The 20,508-nt window shown below is 69.3% G+C and carries 23 protein-coding genes; 14 read left to right on the forward strand and 9 right to left on the reverse strand.

Going from position 1 to position 20,508, the window contains the following annotated elements:
• Nucleotides 1-4: 4 nt before the first annotated feature.
• Nucleotides 5-913, reverse strand: coding sequence for a class I SAM-dependent methyltransferase (locus AC5Y6X_RS20295; RefSeq protein WP_499988684.1), 909 nt, complete (start codon nucleotides 911-913; stop codon nucleotides 5-7).
• On the reverse strand, nucleotides 910-1,857 hold the full coding sequence (locus AC5Y6X_RS20300) for a class I SAM-dependent methyltransferase (protein WP_499988685.1): 948 nt from the start codon (nucleotides 1,855-1,857) through the stop codon (nucleotides 910-912). The genes AC5Y6X_RS20295 and AC5Y6X_RS20300 overlap by 4 nt, the downstream gene beginning before the upstream one ends.
• A gap of 106 nt (nucleotides 1,858-1,963) precedes the next feature.
• On the opposite strand from AC5Y6X_RS20300, the gene AC5Y6X_RS20305 reads away from it, so the two are divergent.
• From AC5Y6X_RS20305 to AC5Y6X_RS20320, 4 genes are read left to right on the forward strand one after another with little or no spacing between them, the layout of a single operon-like run.
• Nucleotides 1,964-2,740 carry an SDR family NAD(P)-dependent oxidoreductase gene (locus tag AC5Y6X_RS20305; protein WP_499988686.1) on the forward strand — a complete coding sequence of 259 codons (777 nt, stop codon included), beginning with the start codon at nucleotides 1,964-1,966 and terminating at the stop codon, nucleotides 2,738-2,740.
• Nucleotides 2,737-3,951, forward strand: a complete 1,215-nt coding sequence (locus AC5Y6X_RS20310; protein WP_499988687.1) for a zinc-dependent alcohol dehydrogenase — start codon at nucleotides 2,737-2,739, stop codon at nucleotides 3,949-3,951. Before AC5Y6X_RS20305 ends, AC5Y6X_RS20310 begins: the two co-directional genes overlap by 4 nt.
• A gap of 23 nt (nucleotides 3,952-3,974) precedes the next feature.
• Nucleotides 3,975-4,214: a hypothetical protein gene (locus AC5Y6X_RS20315; protein ID WP_499988688.1), complete on the forward strand. Its 240-nt coding sequence runs from the start codon at nucleotides 3,975-3,977 to the stop codon at nucleotides 4,212-4,214.
• The gene (locus AC5Y6X_RS20320; protein WP_499988689.1) at nucleotides 4,199-4,591 is read left to right on the forward strand and encodes a type II toxin-antitoxin system VapC family toxin; all 393 of its coding nucleotides are present in this window, start codon (nucleotides 4,199-4,201) and stop codon (nucleotides 4,589-4,591) included. Before AC5Y6X_RS20315 ends, AC5Y6X_RS20320 begins: the two co-directional genes overlap by 16 nt.
• Before the next feature lie 15 nt (nucleotides 4,592-4,606).
• Here AC5Y6X_RS20320 and AC5Y6X_RS20325 read toward each other — a convergent pair whose 3' ends face one another.
• The gene (locus AC5Y6X_RS20325) at nucleotides 4,607-5,254 is read right to left on the reverse strand and encodes a class I SAM-dependent methyltransferase (RefSeq protein ID WP_499988690.1); all 648 of its coding nucleotides are present in this window, start codon (nucleotides 5,252-5,254) and stop codon (nucleotides 4,607-4,609) included.
• A gap of 79 nt (nucleotides 5,255-5,333) precedes the next feature.
• On the opposite strand from AC5Y6X_RS20325, the gene AC5Y6X_RS20330 reads away from it, so the two are divergent.
• Nucleotides 5,334-6,197 carry a helix-turn-helix transcriptional regulator gene (locus tag AC5Y6X_RS20330; RefSeq protein ID WP_499988691.1) on the forward strand — a complete coding sequence of 288 codons (864 nt, stop codon included), beginning with the start codon at nucleotides 5,334-5,336 and terminating at the stop codon, nucleotides 6,195-6,197.
• Here the strand turns inward: AC5Y6X_RS20330 and AC5Y6X_RS20335 are convergent.
• The 4 genes from AC5Y6X_RS20335 to AC5Y6X_RS20350 all read right to left on the reverse strand — a co-directional run bounded on the left by AC5Y6X_RS20335 (nucleotide 6,186) and on the right by AC5Y6X_RS20350 (nucleotide 9,848).
• Nucleotides 6,186-7,220 carry an NAD(P)H-dependent amine dehydrogenase family protein gene (locus tag AC5Y6X_RS20335; RefSeq protein WP_499988692.1) on the reverse strand — a complete coding sequence of 345 codons (1,035 nt, stop codon included), beginning with the start codon at nucleotides 7,218-7,220 and terminating at the stop codon, nucleotides 6,186-6,188. The two genes, AC5Y6X_RS20330 and AC5Y6X_RS20335, sit on opposite strands and share 12 nt — an antisense overlap.
• 119 nt (nucleotides 7,221-7,339) lie before the next feature.
• Nucleotides 7,340-8,215: an MBL fold metallo-hydrolase gene (locus AC5Y6X_RS20340; RefSeq protein ID WP_499988693.1), complete on the reverse strand. Its 876-nt coding sequence runs from the start codon at nucleotides 8,213-8,215 to the stop codon at nucleotides 7,340-7,342.
• Entirely contained in the window at nucleotides 8,212-8,862 is a 651-nt protein-coding gene (locus AC5Y6X_RS20345) for an L-fuculose-phosphate aldolase (RefSeq protein ID WP_499988694.1), read from the reverse strand. The genes AC5Y6X_RS20340 and AC5Y6X_RS20345 overlap by 4 nt, the downstream gene beginning before the upstream one ends.
• A complete protein-coding gene (locus tag AC5Y6X_RS20350) occupies nucleotides 8,859-9,848 on the reverse strand; it encodes an NAD(P)-dependent oxidoreductase (RefSeq protein ID WP_499988695.1) in 990 nt (329 codons plus the stop codon). Before AC5Y6X_RS20350 ends, AC5Y6X_RS20345 begins: the two co-directional genes overlap by 4 nt.
• Before the next feature lie 30 nt (nucleotides 9,849-9,878).
• Between AC5Y6X_RS20350 and AC5Y6X_RS20355 the strand changes: the two genes are divergently transcribed.
• Together AC5Y6X_RS20355 and AC5Y6X_RS20360 are read left to right on the forward strand one after the other, a co-directional pair.
• On the forward strand, nucleotides 9,879-11,240 hold the full coding sequence (locus AC5Y6X_RS20355) for a xylulokinase (protein WP_499988696.1): 1,362 nt from the start codon (nucleotides 9,879-9,881) through the stop codon (nucleotides 11,238-11,240).
• Nucleotides 11,241-11,252: 12 nt separating this feature from the next.
• Nucleotides 11,253-11,918, forward strand: coding sequence for a GNAT family N-acetyltransferase (locus AC5Y6X_RS20360; protein WP_499988888.1), 666 nt, complete (start codon nucleotides 11,253-11,255; stop codon nucleotides 11,916-11,918).
• Between the two features lie 8 nt (nucleotides 11,919-11,926).
• On the opposite strand, the gene AC5Y6X_RS20365 is transcribed toward AC5Y6X_RS20360, so the two are convergent.
• Both AC5Y6X_RS20365 and AC5Y6X_RS20370 read right to left on the reverse strand, forming a co-directional pair.
• On the reverse strand, nucleotides 11,927-12,853 hold the full coding sequence (locus AC5Y6X_RS20365; protein ID WP_499988697.1) for a class I SAM-dependent methyltransferase: 927 nt from the start codon (nucleotides 12,851-12,853) through the stop codon (nucleotides 11,927-11,929).
• 9 nt (nucleotides 12,854-12,862) lie between these two features.
• Nucleotides 12,863-13,780 carry a class I SAM-dependent methyltransferase gene (locus tag AC5Y6X_RS20370; protein WP_499988698.1) on the reverse strand — a complete coding sequence of 306 codons (918 nt, stop codon included), beginning with the start codon at nucleotides 13,778-13,780 and terminating at the stop codon, nucleotides 12,863-12,865.
• Between the two features lie 214 nt (nucleotides 13,781-13,994).
• On the opposite strand from AC5Y6X_RS20370, the gene secY reads away from it, so the two are divergent.
• From secY to AC5Y6X_RS20405, 7 genes are all read left to right on the forward strand, one after another.
• Nucleotides 13,995-15,320: a preprotein translocase subunit SecY gene (gene secY, locus AC5Y6X_RS20375; RefSeq protein WP_324679936.1), complete on the forward strand. Its 1,326-nt coding sequence runs from the start codon at nucleotides 13,995-13,997 to the stop codon at nucleotides 15,318-15,320.
• Nucleotides 15,317-15,862, forward strand: a complete 546-nt coding sequence (locus AC5Y6X_RS20380; RefSeq protein WP_324679938.1) for an adenylate kinase — start codon at nucleotides 15,317-15,319, stop codon at nucleotides 15,860-15,862. The genes secY and AC5Y6X_RS20380 overlap by 4 nt, the downstream gene beginning before the upstream one ends.
• A 2-nt stretch (nucleotides 15,863-15,864) precedes the next feature.
• The gene (map, locus tag AC5Y6X_RS20385; RefSeq protein ID WP_324679940.1) at nucleotides 15,865-16,665 is read left to right on the forward strand and encodes a type I methionyl aminopeptidase; all 801 of its coding nucleotides are present in this window, start codon (nucleotides 15,865-15,867) and stop codon (nucleotides 16,663-16,665) included.
• Nucleotides 16,666-16,715: 50 nt separating this feature from the next.
• Nucleotides 16,716-17,261: a sigma-70 family RNA polymerase sigma factor gene (locus AC5Y6X_RS20390; RefSeq protein WP_324679941.1), complete on the forward strand. Its 546-nt coding sequence runs from the start codon at nucleotides 16,716-16,718 to the stop codon at nucleotides 17,259-17,261.
• A 66-nt stretch (nucleotides 17,262-17,327) separates the two neighbouring features.
• Nucleotides 17,328-18,083 (forward strand): anti-sigma factor family protein, encoded by a 756-nt coding sequence (locus AC5Y6X_RS20395; protein ID WP_499988890.1) that lies wholly within the window; start codon nucleotides 17,328-17,330, stop codon nucleotides 18,081-18,083.
• Between the two features lie 48 nt (nucleotides 18,084-18,131).
• Nucleotides 18,132-19,877, forward strand: coding sequence for a thiamine pyrophosphate-binding protein (locus tag AC5Y6X_RS20400; RefSeq protein WP_499988699.1), 1,746 nt, complete (start codon nucleotides 18,132-18,134; stop codon nucleotides 19,875-19,877).
• Nucleotides 19,858-20,505 (forward strand): DUF8713 domain-containing protein, encoded by a 648-nt coding sequence (locus tag AC5Y6X_RS20405; RefSeq protein WP_499988700.1) that lies wholly within the window; start codon nucleotides 19,858-19,860, stop codon nucleotides 20,503-20,505. Before AC5Y6X_RS20400 ends, AC5Y6X_RS20405 begins: the two co-directional genes overlap by 20 nt.
• Nucleotides 20,506-20,508: the final 3 nt, after the last annotated feature.

The following is a 20,508-nucleotide window of genomic DNA, read 5'->3' on the forward strand; positions in this document are numbered from 1 at the left end:
TACCCTACTTGAGGGTGGCGGCGACGTAGCTCATCTCCCCGAAGGTGGCCGCCATCTCGTCCTCGGGGAACTCAAACCGGTTGCGCGCATACAACTCCCGGGCGGGGTAGGCCGTCACCTCCCAGCCGTGGGCGGTCAGGTAATCGAGGACCACGTTGCGCTCGCCCCGGTAGAACAGGTCGGCCGCGTTGAGATCGAAACCGAAGCGCTGCCACCGCTCGGAGATCCGCTGCAGGCGCTCGTCGGAAAAGGCGTTCGGGTCGGGCACGTGTTCGGTGGCCAGCCGGCTGCCCGGCGCGCTGAGCGCGGTGATGTTGTCGAACAATCGATCCTGCGCCTCCGGCGGCAGGTAGGGCAGCAGACCCTCCGCGCTCCACGCCGTTGGCCGGGTGACGTCAAATCCGCCCTCGCGCAATGCGGCGGACCAGTCGTCGCGCAGGTCGACGGCGATCGCGCGGCGTTCGGCGGTCGGGGCGGCGCCGAGGTCGGCCAGCGTGTCGGTCTTGAACGCGATCACCTGCGGCTGGTCGATCTCGTAGACCACCGTGCCGTCCGGCCACCGCAACCGGTAGGCCCTGGTGTCGAGGCCGGAGGCCAGGATCACCGCCTGCCGCACACCGTCGTCGGCCGCGCCGGTGAAGAACTCGTCGAAAAACCTGGTCCGCACCGCGATCTGCTCCCTGCGGGCCTTGCGGTTGAACAGCGGATCGTCCTCGAAATCCAGCTCGCCGTCGATGATGCGGACGAAGGGGTCCAGTCCGACCGCGCGGACCAGCGGCTCGGCCAGCGGATCGTCGAGCAGCGGATCGGGCCCCTGCGACGCCACGGCGCGGGACGCGGCGACCATGGTCGCCGTCGCTCCCACGCTCGACGCCGGTCCCCAGCTGTCGCCTTCGGTGCGTCCCGAGGTCATTTCAGGTAACCCTTCACGTAGCGCATGTCGCCCATGCGCGTGTCGTCGTCCTCGAGGGGTGGAAGTCCGTTGTCCGCGAACAGGTCCCGGATGCTGATTCCGTTCACGTCCCAGCCGTGGTCGGCCAGGTAGGGAGCCGCCTCGTTGCGCTCGCCGAAGTACACCAGCCCCGCCATGTCGAGGTCGAAGCCGTGCGCGCGCCACCGTTCGGAGATGCGTTGCATGCGTTCCTTCATCTTCTCCTCGTCGCCGGGCTGCGGGTTGGGCGCGCTTTCGGTGGCGAACCGGCTGCCCGGCGCGCTGAGCTCGGTGATGGTGTCCAGCAGGCGGTCCTGTGCGTCCGGCGGCAGGTAGCCGAGCAGGCCCTCGGCGCTCCACGCGGTCGGCCGGGCCGGGTCGAATCCGGCGGCGCGCAGCGCGGCGGGCCAGTCGTCGCGCAAATCGACCGCGACCACGCGCCGCTCGGCGGTCGGCGCGGCGCCCAGCTCGGCCAGCGTGCGGGTCTTGAATTCGACGACCCGCGGCTGGTCCACCTCATAGACGACGGTCCCGGCAGGCCACGGCAGTCGGTACGCGCGGGAGTCGAGCCCCGAGGCCAGGATCACGACCTGCGTGATGCCCGCGCTCGTCGCCCCCAGGAAGAACTCGTCGAAGAACTTGGTGCGCACCGCCATGTTGTCGGCCATCCGCGACATGGCCCCGGCGGACCCCGCGGAGGCGCCGTCGTGCACGTCGTTCAACTCGTCGGGGTTCACCTCGCCGGTCGCCAGCCGGGTGAGCAGGTCCACCCCGACGGCCCTGACCAGCGGCTCCGCGTAAGGATCGTCGATCAGCGGACGGTCGTCCCGGCTCGCCACCGCCCGGGCCGCCGCGACCATCGTCGCGGTCACGCCGACGCTGGAAGCCAGGTCCCAGGTGTCTCCGTCGTACCTGGTGGAAGTCATGCTTTGCCCCTATCGCATGTAATTAGTCCGTCTCGGTGAATAATTAGACAGTATAACAAGCTTCCAACCACTGTATTCCCGCGCCGATTCGCGGCAACCTTGACGGATGGCGTATGCGGCAGCGGGTAAGCGGGTGCTGATCACCGGCGCTTCGTCGGGGTTGGGGGCCGCGCTGGCCCGCCAGCTGGCCGCCCGGGAAGCGGTGGTGGGACTGGTCGCCCGCCGGCGAGACCGGCTGGCCGAGGTGCTGGCCGACTGCCGGCAGACCTCGCCGCAATCGGCGATGTGGGTGGCCGACCTGGCCGACACCGCCGCGCTGCGGGATCTGGCGCTGGGCGCGTGGGATGCTCTCGGCGGCATCGACGTGCTGATCAACAACGCCGCGATCCCGAAGCGACGGCCCGTCACCGACCTGGATCCCGACGAGGCGGAGAACGTCATGCGGGTCAACTTCTTCGCCCCGATGCGGCTGACGCTGGCGCTGCTGCCGCGGATGCTGGCCCGCGGATCGGGCCTGATCGTCAATGTGTCCAGCGTCGGCGGGCGGCTTCCGATCATCCACGAAACCGCCTATTGCGCAAGCAAGTTCGCGCTGTGCGGCTGGAGCGAGGCGATGGCCGTCGACCTGCACGGCACCGGGGTCTCGGTCAAGCTGATCGAGCCCGGCCCGGTCGACACCGAGATCTGGGACCACCCGGGCAGCGAGGAGCCCCTCTACCAGGGGCCCAAGGTGCCGCCCGACGAAGTTGCGGCCGGCATCATCGACGCCCTGGACGGCGACACGTTCGAGCACTATGTCCCGGACATGAAGGCGGTCGTGGACGCCAAGAACGCCGACCTCGACGCCTTCATCGCCGGGGTGGCCGGGATGGCGCCGCGATGAAGGCGCTCGTCTACGGCGTGCCGCCGGAGCCGCCGCCGGGGCCCGACGACGCCCTGACCCGCAGCCCGGTCGCACTGAAGCAAGTCGCGGATCCCCAACTGCTGCACGACGATTGGGTGATCACCCGGCCCAGGCTGACCGGCATCTGCGGCTCGGACTCCAAGCAGATCCTGATGGACTTCGGCGAGGACGACGTCGACAACGCCCTGGCCGCGTTCTGTTCCTTCCCGCAAGTCATGGGCCACGAGGTGGTCGCCGACGTCGTCGCGGTGGGGCCCAAGGCCCGCGGGCTTGAGGTCGGGCAGCGGGTGGTGCTCAACCCGTGGCTGTCGTGCGGGCCGCGCGGCATCGAACCGCGCTGCCCCGCCTGCCGAAGCGGCGACTACAGCCTGTGCTGGAGCTTCACCGACGGCGACATCAAGCCCGGCATCCACACCGGGGTGTCCGCCGACGTCACCGGCGGCTACGCCGAACTGATGCCCGCCCACGACAGCATGCTGTTCGGGGTTCCCGATTCGATTCCCGACGAGCTCGCCGTGTTCGCCGACCCATTCTCGGTGTCGCTGCACGCCATCACCCGCCACCCCCCGCCCCGCTCGGGCCGGGTGCTGGTGTATGGGGCCGGCTCGCTGGGGTTGTGCGCGGTCGCGATTTTGCGGGCGCTCTATCCCGACGTGGCGGTCGCGGTGGTGGCGCGGTTCGACGCCCAGGCGGCGCTGGCCCGGCGGTTCGGGGCCGCGTTGGTGGTGGGCCACGAGCCGCGCCTGGCCGTCATCGAAGAGATCGTCGCCTGGGGCGGCGGCCGGTTGCGCCAGCCGCTGCAGGGCTTGCCCATGGCCTACCCGGGTGCCGTCGACGTCGTCTACGACACCGTCGGCAAACCGGAGACGTTCGAGGTCGGGGTGCGGGTCCTGCGCTCCCGGGGGACGCTGGTGAAGGCCGGCGTCCACGCGCCCGGCCGGTGGGAGTGGAGTCCGTTGTATTTCAAGGAGATCAGCTGGGTCGGGTCCAATGCCTTCGGGGTCGAGGAGGTCGACGGGCGGCGCAAGCACGCCATCGCCCACTACCTCGACCTGGTTGTCGACGGCCGGGTGGACCTGGGGCCCATGCTGACCCACACCTTCCGGCTGGAGCAGTGGCGCGAGGCGTTCCTCGCGATCGCCGACCAGGGCGAGAGCGGGGCGGTGAAGGTCGCGTTCGATCAGCGTTGAGTTAAGCATGCTAGCATGCATGCATGCGAACCACGGTGGAGATTACCGACGACCAGCATCGCGCGCTGAGTGCGATCGCTCAGCGTCGCGGCGTACGGGGCTTTTCCGCGCTCGTCCAGGAAGCCCTGGACGCGTATCTCGCGAACTTGAAGGTCGACGAAGTCGACGTCCTGTTAGGACTCGAAGGCGTGGTCACCGACTCGGCTGCGCAAGAGATGCGTTCTCGCATCAACGACGTGAGAACCACGTGGCGGGCCTCGTAGTTGTCGACACCGATCTGTTGATCGATTTTTTGCGCGGCAAAGGTCCCGGAGCGGCCTTGGTCCGCGAGTTGATCGTCAGCCATCGGCTGCGCGTCACCGCGATAACCGCGTTCGAACTGCGCGTCGGTGCGGACTTCTTGGAGCGTCGCGACGACATCCTGCGGTTGGTGCGCTCACGCACCTTTCCGCTCGATCCTGGGAGTGCGCTTCGCGCAGGCGAATTGGCAGCAACACTGCGAGGAGCCGGACAAGACATCGGGCTGGCCGACTGCTTGCAGGCCGGCATCTGCTTGAATTTCGGTGTGCCATTCGCGACGCGCAACCGCAAACACTTCGACCGGGTAGCGGGCTTGGATCTGGTCGATGTCGGGAATTAGGCGGCTGCGGCGGCGTCAGGCCGGGCGGGTGGCGCGATAGTAGGTGAGGCGCCCTACTACGCGCTGCCGATGCGTGGCTACTTGAGTGCAGTCGAACCCCGCGGCCCCCAGCAGGCGCGGAATCGCGTCGCCGAGGTTACCGGCCGCGTGGTGGCTGCGCATCATGAGCCGGGCCGACAGGCCGTCGCGAGCGGTCATGTTGCCGCCGATGTCGACCACGTGCAGGCGGCCGCCGGGGCGCAGGACCCGGAAGACCTCCGCCGCCGCGGCGGTCTTCGCGTCCCCATCCAGGTGATGCAGCATCATCGACGACAGCACCCGGTCGAACTCGCCGTCGGCGTAGGGCAGCCGTTGGGCATAGCCGCGCTCGAAACGGATTCCGGTCAGGCCGCGCGCCTTCCGCTGCGCGCGGCTCAGGGCCCGCGGATCCGGATCCGATCCGATCAGTTCCACGTCAGGGTGGGCGCGCTTGGCGCGGGTGGTGAGATTGCCTGTGCCACAGCCGATCTCGAGGACACGACGGCAGTCGGCGAGTTCGGCCTGCTCGATCAGCGCGTCGTAGACCTTTGGCATTCCCAACAGCCGGCCGAACAGGTCGTAGCAGGGCAACAGCGCGTCGTGGCCGGCGGCGGGGAGATAGTCATGTGGAGGATGTTTGAGCATAGAATCCATACTGCGTCGTTGTGCTGTCCCATAATTGGGTGATACTTGCCGAAAGTAGGATGATCTTTTGCGAGGTGACGTGCCGCAAGCCACTCGACTTGTCAGCCACCGCGATGGCGTGCCCGTCTACCAATACCGGACCGCCCCGGACATACCCCCGGTGTCGGTGCAGCGGCTCGACTCCGACGGCACGGACGGCCTCGACGAACGTGGTCGTCACATTCACGATTTCCCGGCGCTGTTCTACGTTCCCCCGGCCGGCCTGCTGTACGTGGCGGCGGCGGGCGAGGTGCTCGACCCGGCACGGCTGGACAACCTCGGCGCCGGGATCGCGGTGTTCTTCGATCCGGGTGCGCTCGGTGAGGACGGACGATCGCCGTGGCCGGCCTGGCGCGCGCACCCGTTGCTCTTCCCGTTCCTGCACGGGTATTCGGGCGGGATGTTGTGCCTCGAGGTGCCCGCGGACCGGCGACCGCTGTGGGACAACGCGATCCGATCGATCGAAAGAGAGCTGACCGCGGGGCAGGAGGGCTACCGGCAAGCGGCGCTGGCGCACCTGACGCTGCTGCTGATCGAGCTTGCCCGGTTGGCCCGCGACGCGGTGGCCGACCTGCGGCGCAGCGGTGAACCGCTGCTCGCCGAGGTGTTCGAGGTGATCGACCGGCGTCACGCCGAGCCGGTGTCGCTGCGCGATGTGGCGGGTGAAGTCGGCATGACACCCGGACACCTGACCACCGTTGTGCGTCGCCGCACCGGACGCACCGTGCAGGAGTGGATCATCGAACGCCGGATGGCCGAGGCCCGGACATTGCTGGCCGAAACGGACCTACCGATCGGGGAAGTGGCACGGCGCGTCGGGGTGACCGACCCCGGCTATTTCACCCGGCTGTTCACCCGCGCGCACGGCACCTCGCCCCGCGCCTGGCGCAACTCAAACCGTTAGCGCGCCCCGGGATCCGGTGATAGGCAGGTCAATTGGGGTGATGACGCCCGGTGGCGCGTCGCACAGGAACGGTATGGCGTTGACGGCCGCGACGGCGGTGCTGTCCATCAGCACGGTCATCACGTCCTGTCCCGGATGGCCGAACCGGATTGTCGCGTCGACGTACGGTTCGCCGTCGATCACCATGCTGAAACCCTTGGGGTCGGTCCATTTCGGGTCGAGGGCGTCGTCGCTCATGGTCCAGCAGATGGCCAGCTCGACCACCGGGCGGCCGCGGCGATAGCCCCGATAGGTGCGGCGCTGGCCGCCGGCGGTGCCGGCGGCGTAGTCCACCCAGCCCAGATTCAGATCCCGGGTCAGCACCGCGGGCTCGACGAATGCCTCCTTGGCGTCGAGCTCGACACCGAGCATGGTGGCGATCATGTCGAGCGTCTCGAAGTAGCCGAGGCCGTAGCGTTGCTTGGCCGGGTCGAGGTGGGTCACCCGCTCGCGGGGTGGTTTGCCGAATCCGAGCACCTTCCACACGTCCGGTACGGGATAGGTGGTGCAGTCCAATGTCTCGACGAGCTTGACGCTGCGGACCGTTCGGCAGGCGCCGGTGAGGAAGCCGGCGACCACATTGATGAAGCCCGGCTCGAATCCGGTTCCCAGGAACGTCGCGCCGCCGCGTTGCGCCGCCGCCGCGAGCATCGGGAGTTCGACCGGGTGATGGGTGCCGGTCAGGAAGTCGCCCGTGGTGACGACGTTGATGCCGGAGCGCAGCATCCTTTCCAGCAGGTCGTAGTCGATGGCGCGCGGCATGTAGTTGATGCAGTCCGGCGCCAGGTCGAGCAACGCGTCGACATTGTTCGTGGCGGTGACGCCGGCCGGCGGGCGGCCGACGAGTGCCCCGGCGTCGCGCCCCACCTTGTCCGCGCCCAGGGCGTGGACGCCCACCACCTCGAAGTCGTCGCGGTCGAGCAGGATGCCGAGCGCCCGCTTGCCGATGTTGCCGGTCGACCACTGAACCACCCGGTACGCCATGCCCAACCGTAACCATTGGCCGTCCAAAGTCTCTAGACCCGCGAGCGCGCTCATCGGTACGCCGACACGCCGTCCAGGCCGGCATTTTGAGGACGCTCAGCAAGTGAAGCCGTTGTCGCTCAGAGGGATTCGATGTCCAGCCAGTAGTCGACGTCGAAGCGATCCTCGACGGCGCGGATCGTCGCGCCACCGCGGCCGGGATAGTGCGCGGGTATCACGGCGGCATTCGCGCGGGCGGCCTCGGTGAATATCCGGCGCCGCGTGGCCGCGGCGGCGGTGGCGTCGATGTCGAAGGCGCAGGCGTCGTCCGGTCGGCGCAGCTGCAGCGGGCTGTGCGTGAGGTCGCCGACGAAAACCGCGGTCCGACCGGCATCCAGCCAGAGCACCGACGAACCCGGCGTGTGGCCGGGCGCGGGCCGCAGCCGCAGCGACTCGCTGATCCGATAGTCGTCCGACCATTGCACGATCTGCGCATCGACGGGCAAGACGCTGTCGGCGAAGACGAGTTGATTGCCGGGCTCCTGGCCCGCGGGTCCGTCCGGCGAGAAGTGGTGGTAGTCGGCGGCCGGTATCAGGTATCGGGCGTTGGGAAACGTCGGCACCCAGGTGTCGTTCTCGCGCATGGTGTTCCAGCCGACGTGGTCGGAATGGACATGGGTGTTGACCACCACGTCCACCGCGCTGCGGTCGATGCCCGCCGACCGCAGCGCGGCCAGGAAGCCGGTGTTCAGATGATCCAGGGCCGGCAGATGCGGTCGGGCGCGGTCATTGCCGACGCCGGTGTCCACCATGACGGTCAGCCCGTCGACCTCGATCACCCAGCTCTGGATGGCGACGTGCCAGCTCGCGGTGTCGGGGTCGAAGAAGTCCGGCACCAGCAGGTCGGCGTTGTCGCGCCAGCCCTCGGGCGGGGTGTGGGCAAAGGCCTGGGTCGGCACGTCGAAGCGCGTTTCCAGCACCCGCGTCACGCGGGCGCGACCGAGTTGTGTCTTCAATTCGCGCGCAGATAGCTGTAGACCATCCCGAAGTTGCGGTTGACTTCCTCGGGAATGTCCACCGGCCCTCCGAGAGCCTTTGCGCCCCAGACGATTTGGGCGGTGCGCTCGACCAGGGCGGTGATGTGCATGACCTTGTCCGGCCGCGGCCCGACGGCCACCAGGCCGTGGTTGGCGATCAGCGCCGCGCCCCGGCCTTCGAGCGCCTTGACCGCGTTGAGGCCGACCTCCGGCGTGCCGGACGCCGCGTATTCGCTGCATCGAACGTCGCCGCCGCAATAGACCGCGAACTCGTCGATGCAGGCCGGGATCGGCTCGTGGGCGATGGCGAACATGGTCGCCCAGATCGGGTGGCTGTGAATGACGCTGCCGATGTCGTCGAATGCCTTGTAGCACGCCAGGTGCAGTTTGGATTCCGACGACGGCGAGCGGCCCTCCGCGGCCTTCAGCACGGTGCCCTCGGGATCGATCAGGACCAGGTCGTCGAGCTGCATGTCGCGATAGTCGACCGACGACGGCGTGATGACGATGTTGCCGTCGGAGCGCCGCGCCGAGATGTTGCCGGCGGTTCCCTCGACCAGGCCCCGGCGCAGCATGTCCTTGGCGGCGTCCAGCACCGCGGTTTCCGGATTGTCGACAAACTTCATGACCCGAGCACCTCCGGGTTGACGATATGGGCGGGCGTCCTGCCGGACAACAGCGCCTCCAGGTCGTCGGCGACCATCTGCGCCTGCCGAGCCTCAGTGTTCCACGTGGCGCCTCCGATGTGCGGGGTCAGCACGACGTTGGGCATGCCCGCCAGCGGGTGATCGGTCGGCAGCCATTCGCCGACGAAGTGATCCAGCCCGGCGGCGGCCACCTTGCCGGACCGCAGGGCGTCGACAAGCGCGTCGGTGTCGTGCAGCTGAGCGCGGGCGGTGTTGAGGAAGACCACGCCGTCGCGCATCGCCGCGAACTGCTCGGCGCCGATCATCCCGATGGTGTCGTCGGTGACCGGCGCGTGCAACGAGATGACGTCGGCCTCGCCGAGTAGCTCGTCGAGGGAATGCCGGGCTTCGTCGTTGTACGGGTCGTAGGCGATGACCCGCATGCCCAGCCCGGTCAGCCGCCAGCGCAGCGCGCGGCCGACGGCGCCGAGGCCCACCAACCCGGCGGTGAGCCCGGCGATCTCCCAGCCGCGGAACCGCTGATACGGGATGATGCCGTCGCGAAACATGTTGCCGCTGCGGACATCCGCGTCGGCGGTCAGCACGTGGCGGGTGGCGGCGAGCAGCAGCGCCACCGCCATCTCCGCGACCGCGTCGGCGTTGCGGGCGGGCGTGTTCAGCACCGGGATGCCCGCCGCGGTGGCGCCGGCGATGTCGACGTTGTTGGGGTCGCCGCGGGTGGACGCTATGGCAATCAGGGCGCGCCGCCCCTGGCCGAACACCGGTCCGCGGACCGAGTCGCTTTCCACCACAACCACATCGGCGCCCTCGGCGGTGATGCGTTCGGCCAGCTGTTCCGGACTGTAGATGCGCAGCGGGTTCTGATCGATCCACGGGTCGTACACCACGTCGGCCAGCTGCTGTAGCTTGGCGAACCCCGGTCCGCGCAGCGGGGCGGTCACCAAGGCACGCGGTCTTGACGTCACGAACCCTAATGCTGGCGTACGGTGACGCCCGTGTCACGTGAAGGCGTCACGATCGGCATCGACGTGGGCAGCACGGCCGTCAAGGCGGTGGCCGCCGACGCCGACGGCCGGGTGACGGCGCGGGCGCGGATCCCGCACGGGTTGCGGGTACCGACGCCCAATCGGCTGGAGCACGACGCCGACGAGGCGTGGCGGCGGGGCCCGCTCGCGGCACTCGGCGAGCTGCGTCCCGGGCCCGAGGTCCGGGCGGTCGCGGTCGCGGCGATGGTGCCCTCGTTGACCGCCGTCGACGCCGGGGGCACGCCGCTGACGCCGGGGCTGCTGTACGGCGACGAGCGCGGCCGGGTGCCGGGAGAACAGGCTCCGCCGCTGCCCGCGCTGGGGGAGGCCGCCGAGTTCCTGCGCTGGACGGCCGTCGAGGCGCCCGGCGCGGCCGGTTACTGGCCGGCGCCGGCGGTGGCCAACCACGCCCTCGCGGGTGAGGCGCTCATCGACGTCGCCACGGCGGCCACGGCGTTCCCCCTGTTCGACGGGACGGGCTGGAACCCGACCGCATGCGCCGAGCGTGGCGCGACCGTCGAGCAGATGCCGCGGGTGGAGACGATCGGGACGGCGGCCGGGCAGGTGCGCGGGACCGGCGCTGTGTTGGGGGTCGGGGCCATCGACGCGCTGTGCGAGCAGATCGTGGCCGGCGCCGATCGCGACGGCGACGTGCTGGTGATGTGCGGCACCACGCTGATCGTGTGGGCGATCCTGCCCGAGGCGCGGCAGGTGCCGGGCCTGTGGACCATTCCGCACACCACCGCCGGGAAGAGCCTGATCGGCGGCGCCAGCAACGCCGGCGGCCTGTTCCTCGGTTGGGTGGATCGCCTTGTCGCACCGGACGACCCGGCGTCGGCGGGCCCGCATCGGGTGCCGGTGTGGTCGCCCTACATCCGCGGGGAGCGCACGCCGTTCCACGACCCGGACCGCCGCGCCGTGCTCGACGCCCTGGACCTCACCCACGACGCCGCCTCACTGCGCCGGGCCGCCTACGAGGCGTCGGGCTTCGTCGTTCGTCAGCTCATCGAGCTGAGCGGGGCGCCGGCGGCGCGCATCGTCGCGACCGGCGGCGGCACCCGGCTGCAGCCCTGGATGCAGGCCATCGCCGACGCCACCGGCCGGCCGGTGGAGGTGTCCGCGGTGGCCGAGGGCGCGGCGCTGGGAGCGGCGTTCCTCGCGCGCATCGCGGCCGGGCTGGAGACGACGATCGCCGACGCCGCCCGCTGGGCGTCCACCGACCGCGTTGTCGAGCCCGATCGGGGTTGGGCCGCGGCGATCGAGGAGCGCTACCAGCGTTTCCTGGAGCTGGGAAATCGACCATCCGGGGCGATACCTCCGGCCGCGATCTAGTCTGGTGCAATGATCGCCGACCACGACCGCAAAGCCGTCCGCCGAGAGATCGCCGACGCCCTGTTGAACGCCCTGGAACGCCGGCACGAAATCGCCGACGTCGTCGTCGAGTCCGAGAACAACGCGGCCGCGGTCGAGGCGATCGTCAACTTGCTCGACACGTCGCACGCCGCCGCCGAAGCGGTGATGGGCATGTCGTTTGCTCAGCTGACCCGCGACTCGCGCCGCAAGATCCTTGCCGAGCTCGAGGACCTGAACAAACAGCTGAGCTTCACGCTGGGCGAGCGGCCGGCCAGCTCCGGCGAGACGTTGGAGCTGCGGCCCTTTTCCGCCGAGCACGACCGCGACATCTTCGCCGCGCGCACCGAGGACGTCGGCGCCGCCGGCGACGGCTCCGGCGGCCCCGCGGGCAACCTCGACGACGAGATCCGCGCGGCGCTGCGACGCGTCGACGACGAGGAGGCGGCCTGGTTCGTGGCCGTCGACTCCGGGCAGAAGGTCGGGATGGTGTTCGGCGAGCTGGTCGGCGGCGAGGTGAACGTGCGGATCTGGATTCACCCCGAGCACCGCAAGAGGGGTTACGGCACCGCCGCGCTGCGCAAGTCACGGTCGGAGATGGCGTATTGCTTCCCCGCCGTGCCGTTGGTGGTCCGGGCGCCGGCGGCCAAACCCGGCTGACAAATTGGCTAAGCCAGCACCGCCGAGACGTATCGAATGTCGCCGAACGCGACCATCGACGGTTCGCTGGGGAAGTCAAAACCGTTGGCGGCGTACAGTTCTGGAGTGCCGTGCACCGTCGGCCGCCAGCCGCGCTCGCGTAGGTAGGCCACCGCGTCGTTGCGCTCGCCGGGGTAGACCAGGTCGGCCCAGTTGAGGTTCAACCCCAGCCGGCGCCAGCGCTCGCTGATCTCGCGGCCCCGCTTCTCGATGCGGTCGCGGATGTTCGGCACGTAGCCGGTGCCCAGCCTGCTGCCGGCGGCGGAGAGCGCGGTGATGTTGTCGAACAGGCGGTCCTGCGCGTCCGGCGGCAGGTAGCCCAGCAGCCCCTCGGCAATCCAGGCCGCGGGCCGCGTGGTGTCGAATCCGCTGTCGCGCAAGGCCTCCGGCCAGTCGTCGCGCAGGTCGATGCCCACCGCCCGGCGGTCGGCGGTCGGGACCGCGCCGAGGCCGGCCAGGGTGCGGGTCTTGAACTCGATCACCTTCGGCTGGTCGATCTCGTAGACGACGGTGCCGGCCGGCCATGCCAGCCGGTAGGCGCGGGTGTCGAGGCCGGAGGCCAGGATGACCGCCTGCCGGATGCCGGCCTCGGCCGCGTCGGTGAAGAACGAGTCGAAGAACCGGGTCCGGACCGCCATCCCCTCGCTGAGCCGCTGCGGGGTGAACGCCGGATCGTCCTCGGCGCCTTCGAGTTCGCCGTTCATCATCCGGATGAAGGCGTCCACGCCCACCGCGTTCACCAGGGGCTCCGCGAACGGGTCGTCGATGAGCGGGTTCGGCCCCTTCGAGGCCATCGCCCGCCGGGCGGCCACCGCGGTGGCGGTGGCGCCCACACTGGACGCCAAATCCCAACTGTCACCTGCAAAACGGCGGGTATCGCTGTCGGGATCGGCCACGGCGGGCTCCTAACCCAGCGTTGCGGTGACGGCGACGATGTTGCGTAGCTGGGACGTCTCGTCGTCCGGGAAGACCAGACCGTAGTCGGCGAAGTACTCGCGCCGCTCCCGCGTGCTGACCTGCCACCCCAGCCCGGTCAGGTATTCCACGACGTTGCTGCGCTCGCCGTCGAAGAAAAGGCCCGACAGGTCGATGTCGCACCCCAAATTGGCCCACCGCTGGTTGAATTGCTGCGCGCGTTCGGTCATCGTCCGGCCGGAGTCGCCGTGGTATTCGGTGGCCAGCTTGCTTCCCGGCGCGGACAGCGAGGTGATGCTGTCGAAGAGCCGGTCCTGAGCCTCGGGCGGCAGGTACATCAACAGGCCCTCGGCGCTCCACGCGGTCGGTTGGGTCACGTCGAACCCGCTGCTGCGCAACGCCGCCGGCCAGTCATCGCGCAGATCGACGCTGACCGTTCGCCGGTCGGTGGACGGCGCGGCGCCCAGGGCCGCCAGCGTGGCGTTCTTGAAGTCGACGACCCTGGGCTGGTCGACCTCGTAGACCACGCTGCCGGGCGGCCAGGACAGCCGGTAGGCGCGCGCGTCGAGGCCGGCGGCCAGGATCACCGACTGACGAACCCCGTCGCGGGCCGCGTTGAGGAAGAAGTCGTCGAAGAAGCGGGTGCGCACCGCGATCGAATCGGTCTCCAGCGCCAAATCCCGTGCGCCGCCGTCGGGCGTTTCGGTGGCTGCGATCTCACCGATCTCGCCGTCGACGAGGCGGCGGAAGAAATCGAGCCCGACCGCGCGCACCAGCGGCGCGGCGAACGGGTCGTTGATGATCGGTTCGGTTCCCGCACTGGCCAGCGCGCGGGCCGCCGCGACCATCGTGGCGGTGGCCCCGACGCTGGAGGCCAGGTCCCAGCTGTCTTGATCGGTCCGTGTCATCGCGCTCCTGTAGATACTTAGCAAATGCAATGAGACATCAGCACTCTACGCCTGGCCGCTGAGCGCCGGCTGTGTCCTGAACGGCCCTTGACAGGTCCTACTCACATCAGCTGTTAGTCTCGTACACGATTTGACGCGTGACGCCGTACGTCCTGGCCTGCGGGTGTTGAGCGCGCGTAACGCAGGATGACCCCCCGGCTGCGCAGGAGGAAGAGTGCTTTCGGCTTTCATCTCATCGCTGCGGACAGTCGACCTGAGACGGAAGATCCTCTTCACGCTTGGCATCGTCGTCCTGTACCGGGTGGGCGCCGCGCTGCCGTCGCCCGGCGTCAACTTCCCGAACGTGCAGCAGTGCATCAAGGAGGCCAGCGGCGGCGAGGCCGGGCAGATCTACTCGCTGATCAACCTGTTCTCCGGCGGCGCGCTGCTGAAGCTGACGGTGTTCGCGGTGGGGGTGATGCCCTACATCACCGCCAGCATCATCGTGCAGCTGCTCACCGTCGTCATCCCGCGGTTCGAGGAACTGCGCAAGGAAGGCCAGTCCGGCCAGGCCAAGATGACGCAGTACACCCGCTACCTGGCCATCGCGCTGGCCATCCTGCAGGCCACCAGCATCGTGGCGCTGGCGGCCAACGGCGGGCTGCTGCAGGGCTGCTCGCTGGACATCATCGCCGATCAGAGCATTTTCACGCTGGTGGTGATCGTGCTGGTGATGACGGGCGGCGCGGCGCTGGTGATGTGGATGGGCGAGCTGATCACCGAACGCGGCATCGGCAACGGCATGTCTTTGCTGATCTTCGTCGGCATCGCCGCCCGCATCCCCGCCGAGGGCAAGCAGATCCTGGACAGCCGCGGTGGGGTCATCTTCGCCGCCGTCTGCGTGGCCGCGCTGATCATCATCGTCGGCGTGGTCTTCGTCGAGCAGGGCCAGCGCCGCATCCCGGTGCAGTACGCCAAGCGCATGGTGGGCCGGCGCATGTACGGCGGGACGTCTACCTACCTGCCGCTCAAGGTCAACCAGGCCGGCGTTATCCCGGTGATCTTCGCGTCGTCGCTCATCTACATCCCGCACCTGATCACGCAGCTGGTCCGCAGCGGCAGCGGCGGCATGGGCAACAGCTGGTGGGACAAGTTCGTCGGCAGCTACCTGTCCGACCCCAGCGACCCGGTCTACATCGGCATCTATTTCGGGCTGATCATCTTCTTCACGTACTTCTACGTGTCGGTCACCTTCAATCCCGACGAGCGTGCCGACGAGATGAAGAAATTCGGCGGCTTCATTCCGGGCATCCGGCCGGGAAAGCCGACCGCTGACTATCTGCGTTACGTGCTGAGCCGGATCACGCTGCCCGGCTCGATCTACCTGGGCGCGATCTCCGTGCTGCCGAACCTGTTCCTCCAGATCGGCAATGGCGGAGCGGTCCAGAACTTGCCCTTCGGCGGTACCGCGGTTCTGATCATGATCGGCGTCGGTTTGGATACGGTCAAACAAATCGAGAGCCAACTCATGCAGCGCAACTACGAAGGGTTCCTCAAGTGAGAGTCGTTTTGCTGGGGCCGCCAGGGGCGGGCAAGGGCACGCAGGCGGAACGGCTCGCGGAGAAGCTCGGGATCCCGCAAATCTCCACCGGCGAGCTGTTCCGCAGCAACATCAACAACGGCACCAAACTCGGGTGCGAGGCCAAGCGTTACCTGGACGCCGGCGACCTGGTGCCCTCCGAGCTGACCAACCAGCTCGTCGACGACCGGCTCAGCGCCGCGGATGCGGCCAAGGGTTTCATCCTCGACGGCTACCCGCGCTCGCTGGAGCAGGCCAAGGCGCTGCACGAGATGCTCGAACGCCGGGGCACCGACATCGACGCGGTGTTGGAGTTCCGGGTGTCGCAGGAGGAGCTGTTCGCCCGGCTCAAGGGACGCGGCCGCGCCGACGACACCGACGAGGTCATCCTCAACCGGATGAAGGTCTACCGCGACGAGACCGCCCCGCTGCTGGAGTACTACAGCGACCAGCTGAAGACGGTCGACGCCGTGGGCACGGTGGACGAGGTGTTCGCCCGGGCGCTGCGAGCGCTGGGCAAGTAACGATGAGCCCGCTGGCGCGGCTGCGCAGTCGCAGGGTCGTGCCGCAGCGCAGCGCGGCGGAGCTCGATGCGATGGCCGCGGCGGGCGCCGTGGTCGCCGCCGCGCTGGACGCCGTGCGCGCGGCCGCGGTCGCCGGGGCGTCGACGTTGAGCCTGGACCAGATCGCGGAGTCGGTGATCCGCGAGGCCGGGGCGATCCCGTCGTTCCTCGGCTATCACGGCTACCCGGCGTCGATCTGCGCGTCGGTCAACGACAGGGTGGTGCACGGCATCCCGTCCGCCGCGGAAACGCTGGCGCCCGGCGACCTGGTATCCATCGACTGCGGCGCCGTGCTGGACGGCTGGCACGGGGATGCCGCGATCACCTTCGGGGTCGGCCCGCTGGACGCGGCCGACGAGGCGCTGTCCGCGGCGACCCGGGAGTCGCTCGAGGCCGGTATCGCGGCGATGGTGGCCGGCAACCGGCTGACCGACGTCTCGTTTGCCATCGAGACGGGCACCCATGCCGCCGAGGCCCGCTACGGGCGCGCCTTCGGGATCGTGGAGGGGTACGGGGGCCACGGCATCGGCCGTCACATGCACATGGATCCGTTCCTGCCCAACGAGGGCTCCCCGGGCCGCGGCCCGGTGCTGGCGCCCGGATCGGTGCTGGCCATCGAGCCGATGCTGACGCTCGGCACCGGCAAGACTGTCGTCCTCGACGACCAATGGACGGTGACCACCACCGACGGGTCGCGCGCGGCGCATTGGGAGCACACCGTCGCGGTGACCGAGGCGGGGCCGCGCATCCTCACGCTCGCTTAGCCTTGAACTGAACACCCGCTTGACTCGTGTCAGTAGGCGGAGGTGATCGAGTGGCTCGGGTTGCCGGCACTTGGGGGTCGTCCAGGGCTGCCGAAGCCGCTCTGATGAAGGCGCTCTACGACGAGCACGCCGCGGTTCTGTGGCGCTACGCGCTCCGGTTGACCGGGGACGCCAGCCAGGCCGAGGACGTCGTCCAGGAGACGCTGTTGCGGGCCTGGCAACACCCCGAAGTCGTCGGCGACACCGAGAGATCGGCGCGGGCGTGGTTGTTCACCGTGGCCCGGAACATGATCATCGACGATCGCCGCAGCGCGCGGCACCGCAACGTGGTCGGGTCGCTCGACGAGGAGGGCGCGCCCGAGCAGTCCACGCCCGACCAGGTCAACGCGGCGCTGGACAGGCTGCTGATCGCCGACGCGCTGGCGCAGCTGTCCGCGGAGCACAAGGCCGTGATCGAGCGGTCCTACTACCGCGGATGGACCACCGCGCAGATCGCCACCGACCTCGACATCGCCGAAGGAACCGTGAAGTCGCGACTACACTATGCCGTGCGGGCATTGCGGCTCACTCTGCAGGAACTCGGAGTCACCCGATGACTACACAACCGCCCATCCGGCTGGTCATCGGCTCCGAATACTTGAGGGTGACAGGAGATGGATGAGATGAGGATGCCGCTACGGGGCCTCGGCCCGCCCGGGGACGACGAGGTATTTGGTGTGACCGTTCAGGACGACCACCGTTACGCGATGTGGGACGCCGCATACGTGCTGGGGTCCTTGTCGGCCGTCGACCGCCGCGAATTCGAGGCGCACATGGCCACCTGCCCGGCGTGCCGCGAGGCCGTCGCCGAGCTCAGCGGCGTCCCCGCCCTGCTCTCTCATCTCGACCGTGACGAGGTCGCCGCGATCGGCGAGGCCGGCCAGTCGTCGCCGACGCCCGAGATGTCGCCCGACCTGCTGCCGTCGTTGCTGGCAACGGTGCGCTGGCGCCGCCGCCGCGCCCGGGTGACGACGTGGGTGGCCTCGGCCGCCGCGGCCGTTGTGTTGGGGATCGGCGTGTTCGTCGGCGTCCAGGGTCACCCCTCGACGTCCGCGCCGCAGATGGCCGCGTCCGCGCAGCCGATGGCGCAGGTCGGCACCACCCTGCTCACCTCCACGGTGTCGCTGTCCAGCCAGCACTGGGGGACGTTCATCAACCTGAAGTGTGTCTGCCTGGCTCCGCAGTTTGCGCACCACGACACGCTCGCGATGGTCGTGGTGGGCCGCGACGGCAGCCAGACCCGGCTGGCGACCTGGGTGGCCGAACCCGGCCACACCGCGACGCCGGCCGCCAGCATCTCCACGCCGGTCGACCAGATCGCCGCCGTGCAGGTGGTGGCCGCGGACACCGGCCAGGTTCTGCTGCAGCGCTCGCTGTAAATTCCCGCCCGCGGTGAACTCGATTCGCTCGCGGGCCGTGTACATGACATGCCTCGGAAATGCCGGGTGGTCGACCACGTCGTCGAATGTCTCGCAGCAATCGGAGTCGACCACATCTTCGGCGTCGACGGCGCCAACATCGAGGATCTCTACGACGCCGCGCATTTCAGGTCCGACATCACCGCGGTTCTGGCCAAGCACGAGTTTTCGGCCGCCACGATGGCCGATGGCTACAGCCGCAGCGGGGCCGGACTGGGTGTGGTCGCGGCGACCTCGGGCGGCGGCGCGCTGAATCTCGTCGCGGCCCTGGGGGAGTCGTTGACGAGCCGGGTTCCGGTGCTGGCCCTGGTCGGCCAGGCGCCCACAACCATGGACGGGCGCGGCAGCTTTCAGGACACCAGCGGGCGCAACGGATCGCTGAACGCCGAGGCGGTGTTTTCCGCGGTGTCGTTGTCGTGCCGGCGGGTGCTCGAGCCGGCCGACATCGTTGCGGCGCTGTCGGAGGCCATCGCCGTGGCGTGCACGGGTGGCCCGGCAGTGTTGTTGCTGCCCAAGGACATTCAGCAGGGATACGTCGACATCGAGGCGCCGACCGGCGGTCGCGTCCACGACCTGCGGCCCATCGGCAACCCGGCCCCGATCGCCGGCATGCTGCGCGACGCGGACGGCCCGGTCACCATCATCGCGGGCGAGCAGGTGGCCCGCGACGACGCCCGCGCCGAGCTCGAAGCGCTGCGCGCGGCGCTGCGCGCGCGGGTGGCCACGGTGCCCGACGCCAAGGACGTCGCGGGCACACCGGGATTCGGGTCGTCGTCGTCGCTCGGGGTGACCGGCGTTATGGGCCACCCGGGGGTGGCGGAGGCGGTGGCCGCAAGCGCCGTGTGCCTGGTCGTCGGCGCCCGGCTGTCGGTCACCGCGCGCACCGGCCTCGACGACGCGCTGTCCACCGTCCGGACGGTCTCGATCGGGTCGGCGCCGCCGTACGTCGAGTGCACGCACGTGCACACCGACGACCTGCGCGGCTCGCTGCGCATGCTGACCCAGGCGCTGTCCGGGTCCGGCCGGCCCCTGCGTGTGCGGGTGCCCGACGCGGTGCGGCGCACCGAACTGGCGCCGCCGCGGTGCGAGGGCGACGGGGTGCGCTACCGCGACGCGATGGCGGTGCTCGACGACGCCCTGCCCGAAGGGGCGGACATCGTGGTCGACGCCGGCAACACCGGCGCGGCGGCGATCCACTACCTGGGGGCGCGTCGCGGCGGCAGGTTCGCGGTCGCGCTCGGCATGGGCGGCATGGGGTACAGCTTCGGCGCCGGGATCGGGATGGCCTTCGGGCGCCCCAACAGCGGACGGCCCCGCGGCCGCACCGTGGTGATCGCGGGGGACGGGGCGTTCTTCATGCACGGCATGGAGGTGCACACCGCCGTGCACTACCGGCTTCCGGTGACGTTCGTGTTGTTCAACAACAACGCCCACGCCATGTGTGTGACCCGCGAGCAGCTGTTCTACGACGACCTGTACAGCTACAACCGGTTCCGGCCCAGCCGGCTCGGGGCCGGCCTGGCCGCCATGTTCCCGGGTCTGACCTCCGTCGACGTCACCGACCTCCGCGGCCTCGCCGCCGCGATGCGCGCGGCGCTGGACGTCGACGGGCCCGCGGTGGTCAGCGTCGAGTGTGCGGCCGACGAGATCCCGCCGTTCGCACCGTTTCTCAGCCGGGCGCCGGTCAAAGCTTCTGTCCCAGACGAGATTTCAATCGAGAAGGAGAACCGATCCGATGTCGCTGCCAGCGCTTGAGGACATCCCAACACCCATCGAGGGGGTCGTCCGCATCGAAACCAGCCCCCGGGAGAAGGCGACGCCGATCATCATGGACATGATGCGTTCGGTGTACCCGCACGATCAGGTATTCGGTGAGTACTGCACCGTCAACGACTACATCGACTGTCCGCCCGACGAATTGTTCGAGTACATGTCGGACACGCGCAGCCTCGAGGAGTGGACGTACAGCCTGCGCGGTTTCACCACCACCGACGAACCGGGCCTGTGGCTGGCCTACGACCGGCTCGGCTCGGAAACCAAGATCTACACCCGCACCGTCGTCAACGAGCAGGCGCGCACCGTCGACTACCACTGCGCCTGGGATCAGGGCAAGCACCTGTGGATGATCTACCTGATGCGCGTCGTCGACGCCCAGCTGGTACTCGACAGGCCGGGTTCGGTTGTGCTGTGGACCAATTGCCACCACCCGTTCTACGACCGCAACCCGTATCCGGAGACGGCGCCGCCGCAGCGTCCGGTCTGGGTCGGCGATTTCTGGGACATGTTCGGCGCCGGCCACCTGCTGGAGATGAAGAACCTCAAGGCGATCGCCGAATACCGCCACCGCAACGGCCTTCCGGTAACCCCGAAATGGATGATCTGAGGA

The sequence above is a fragment of the Mycobacterium sp. NGS26 genome (assembly GCF_059813025.1).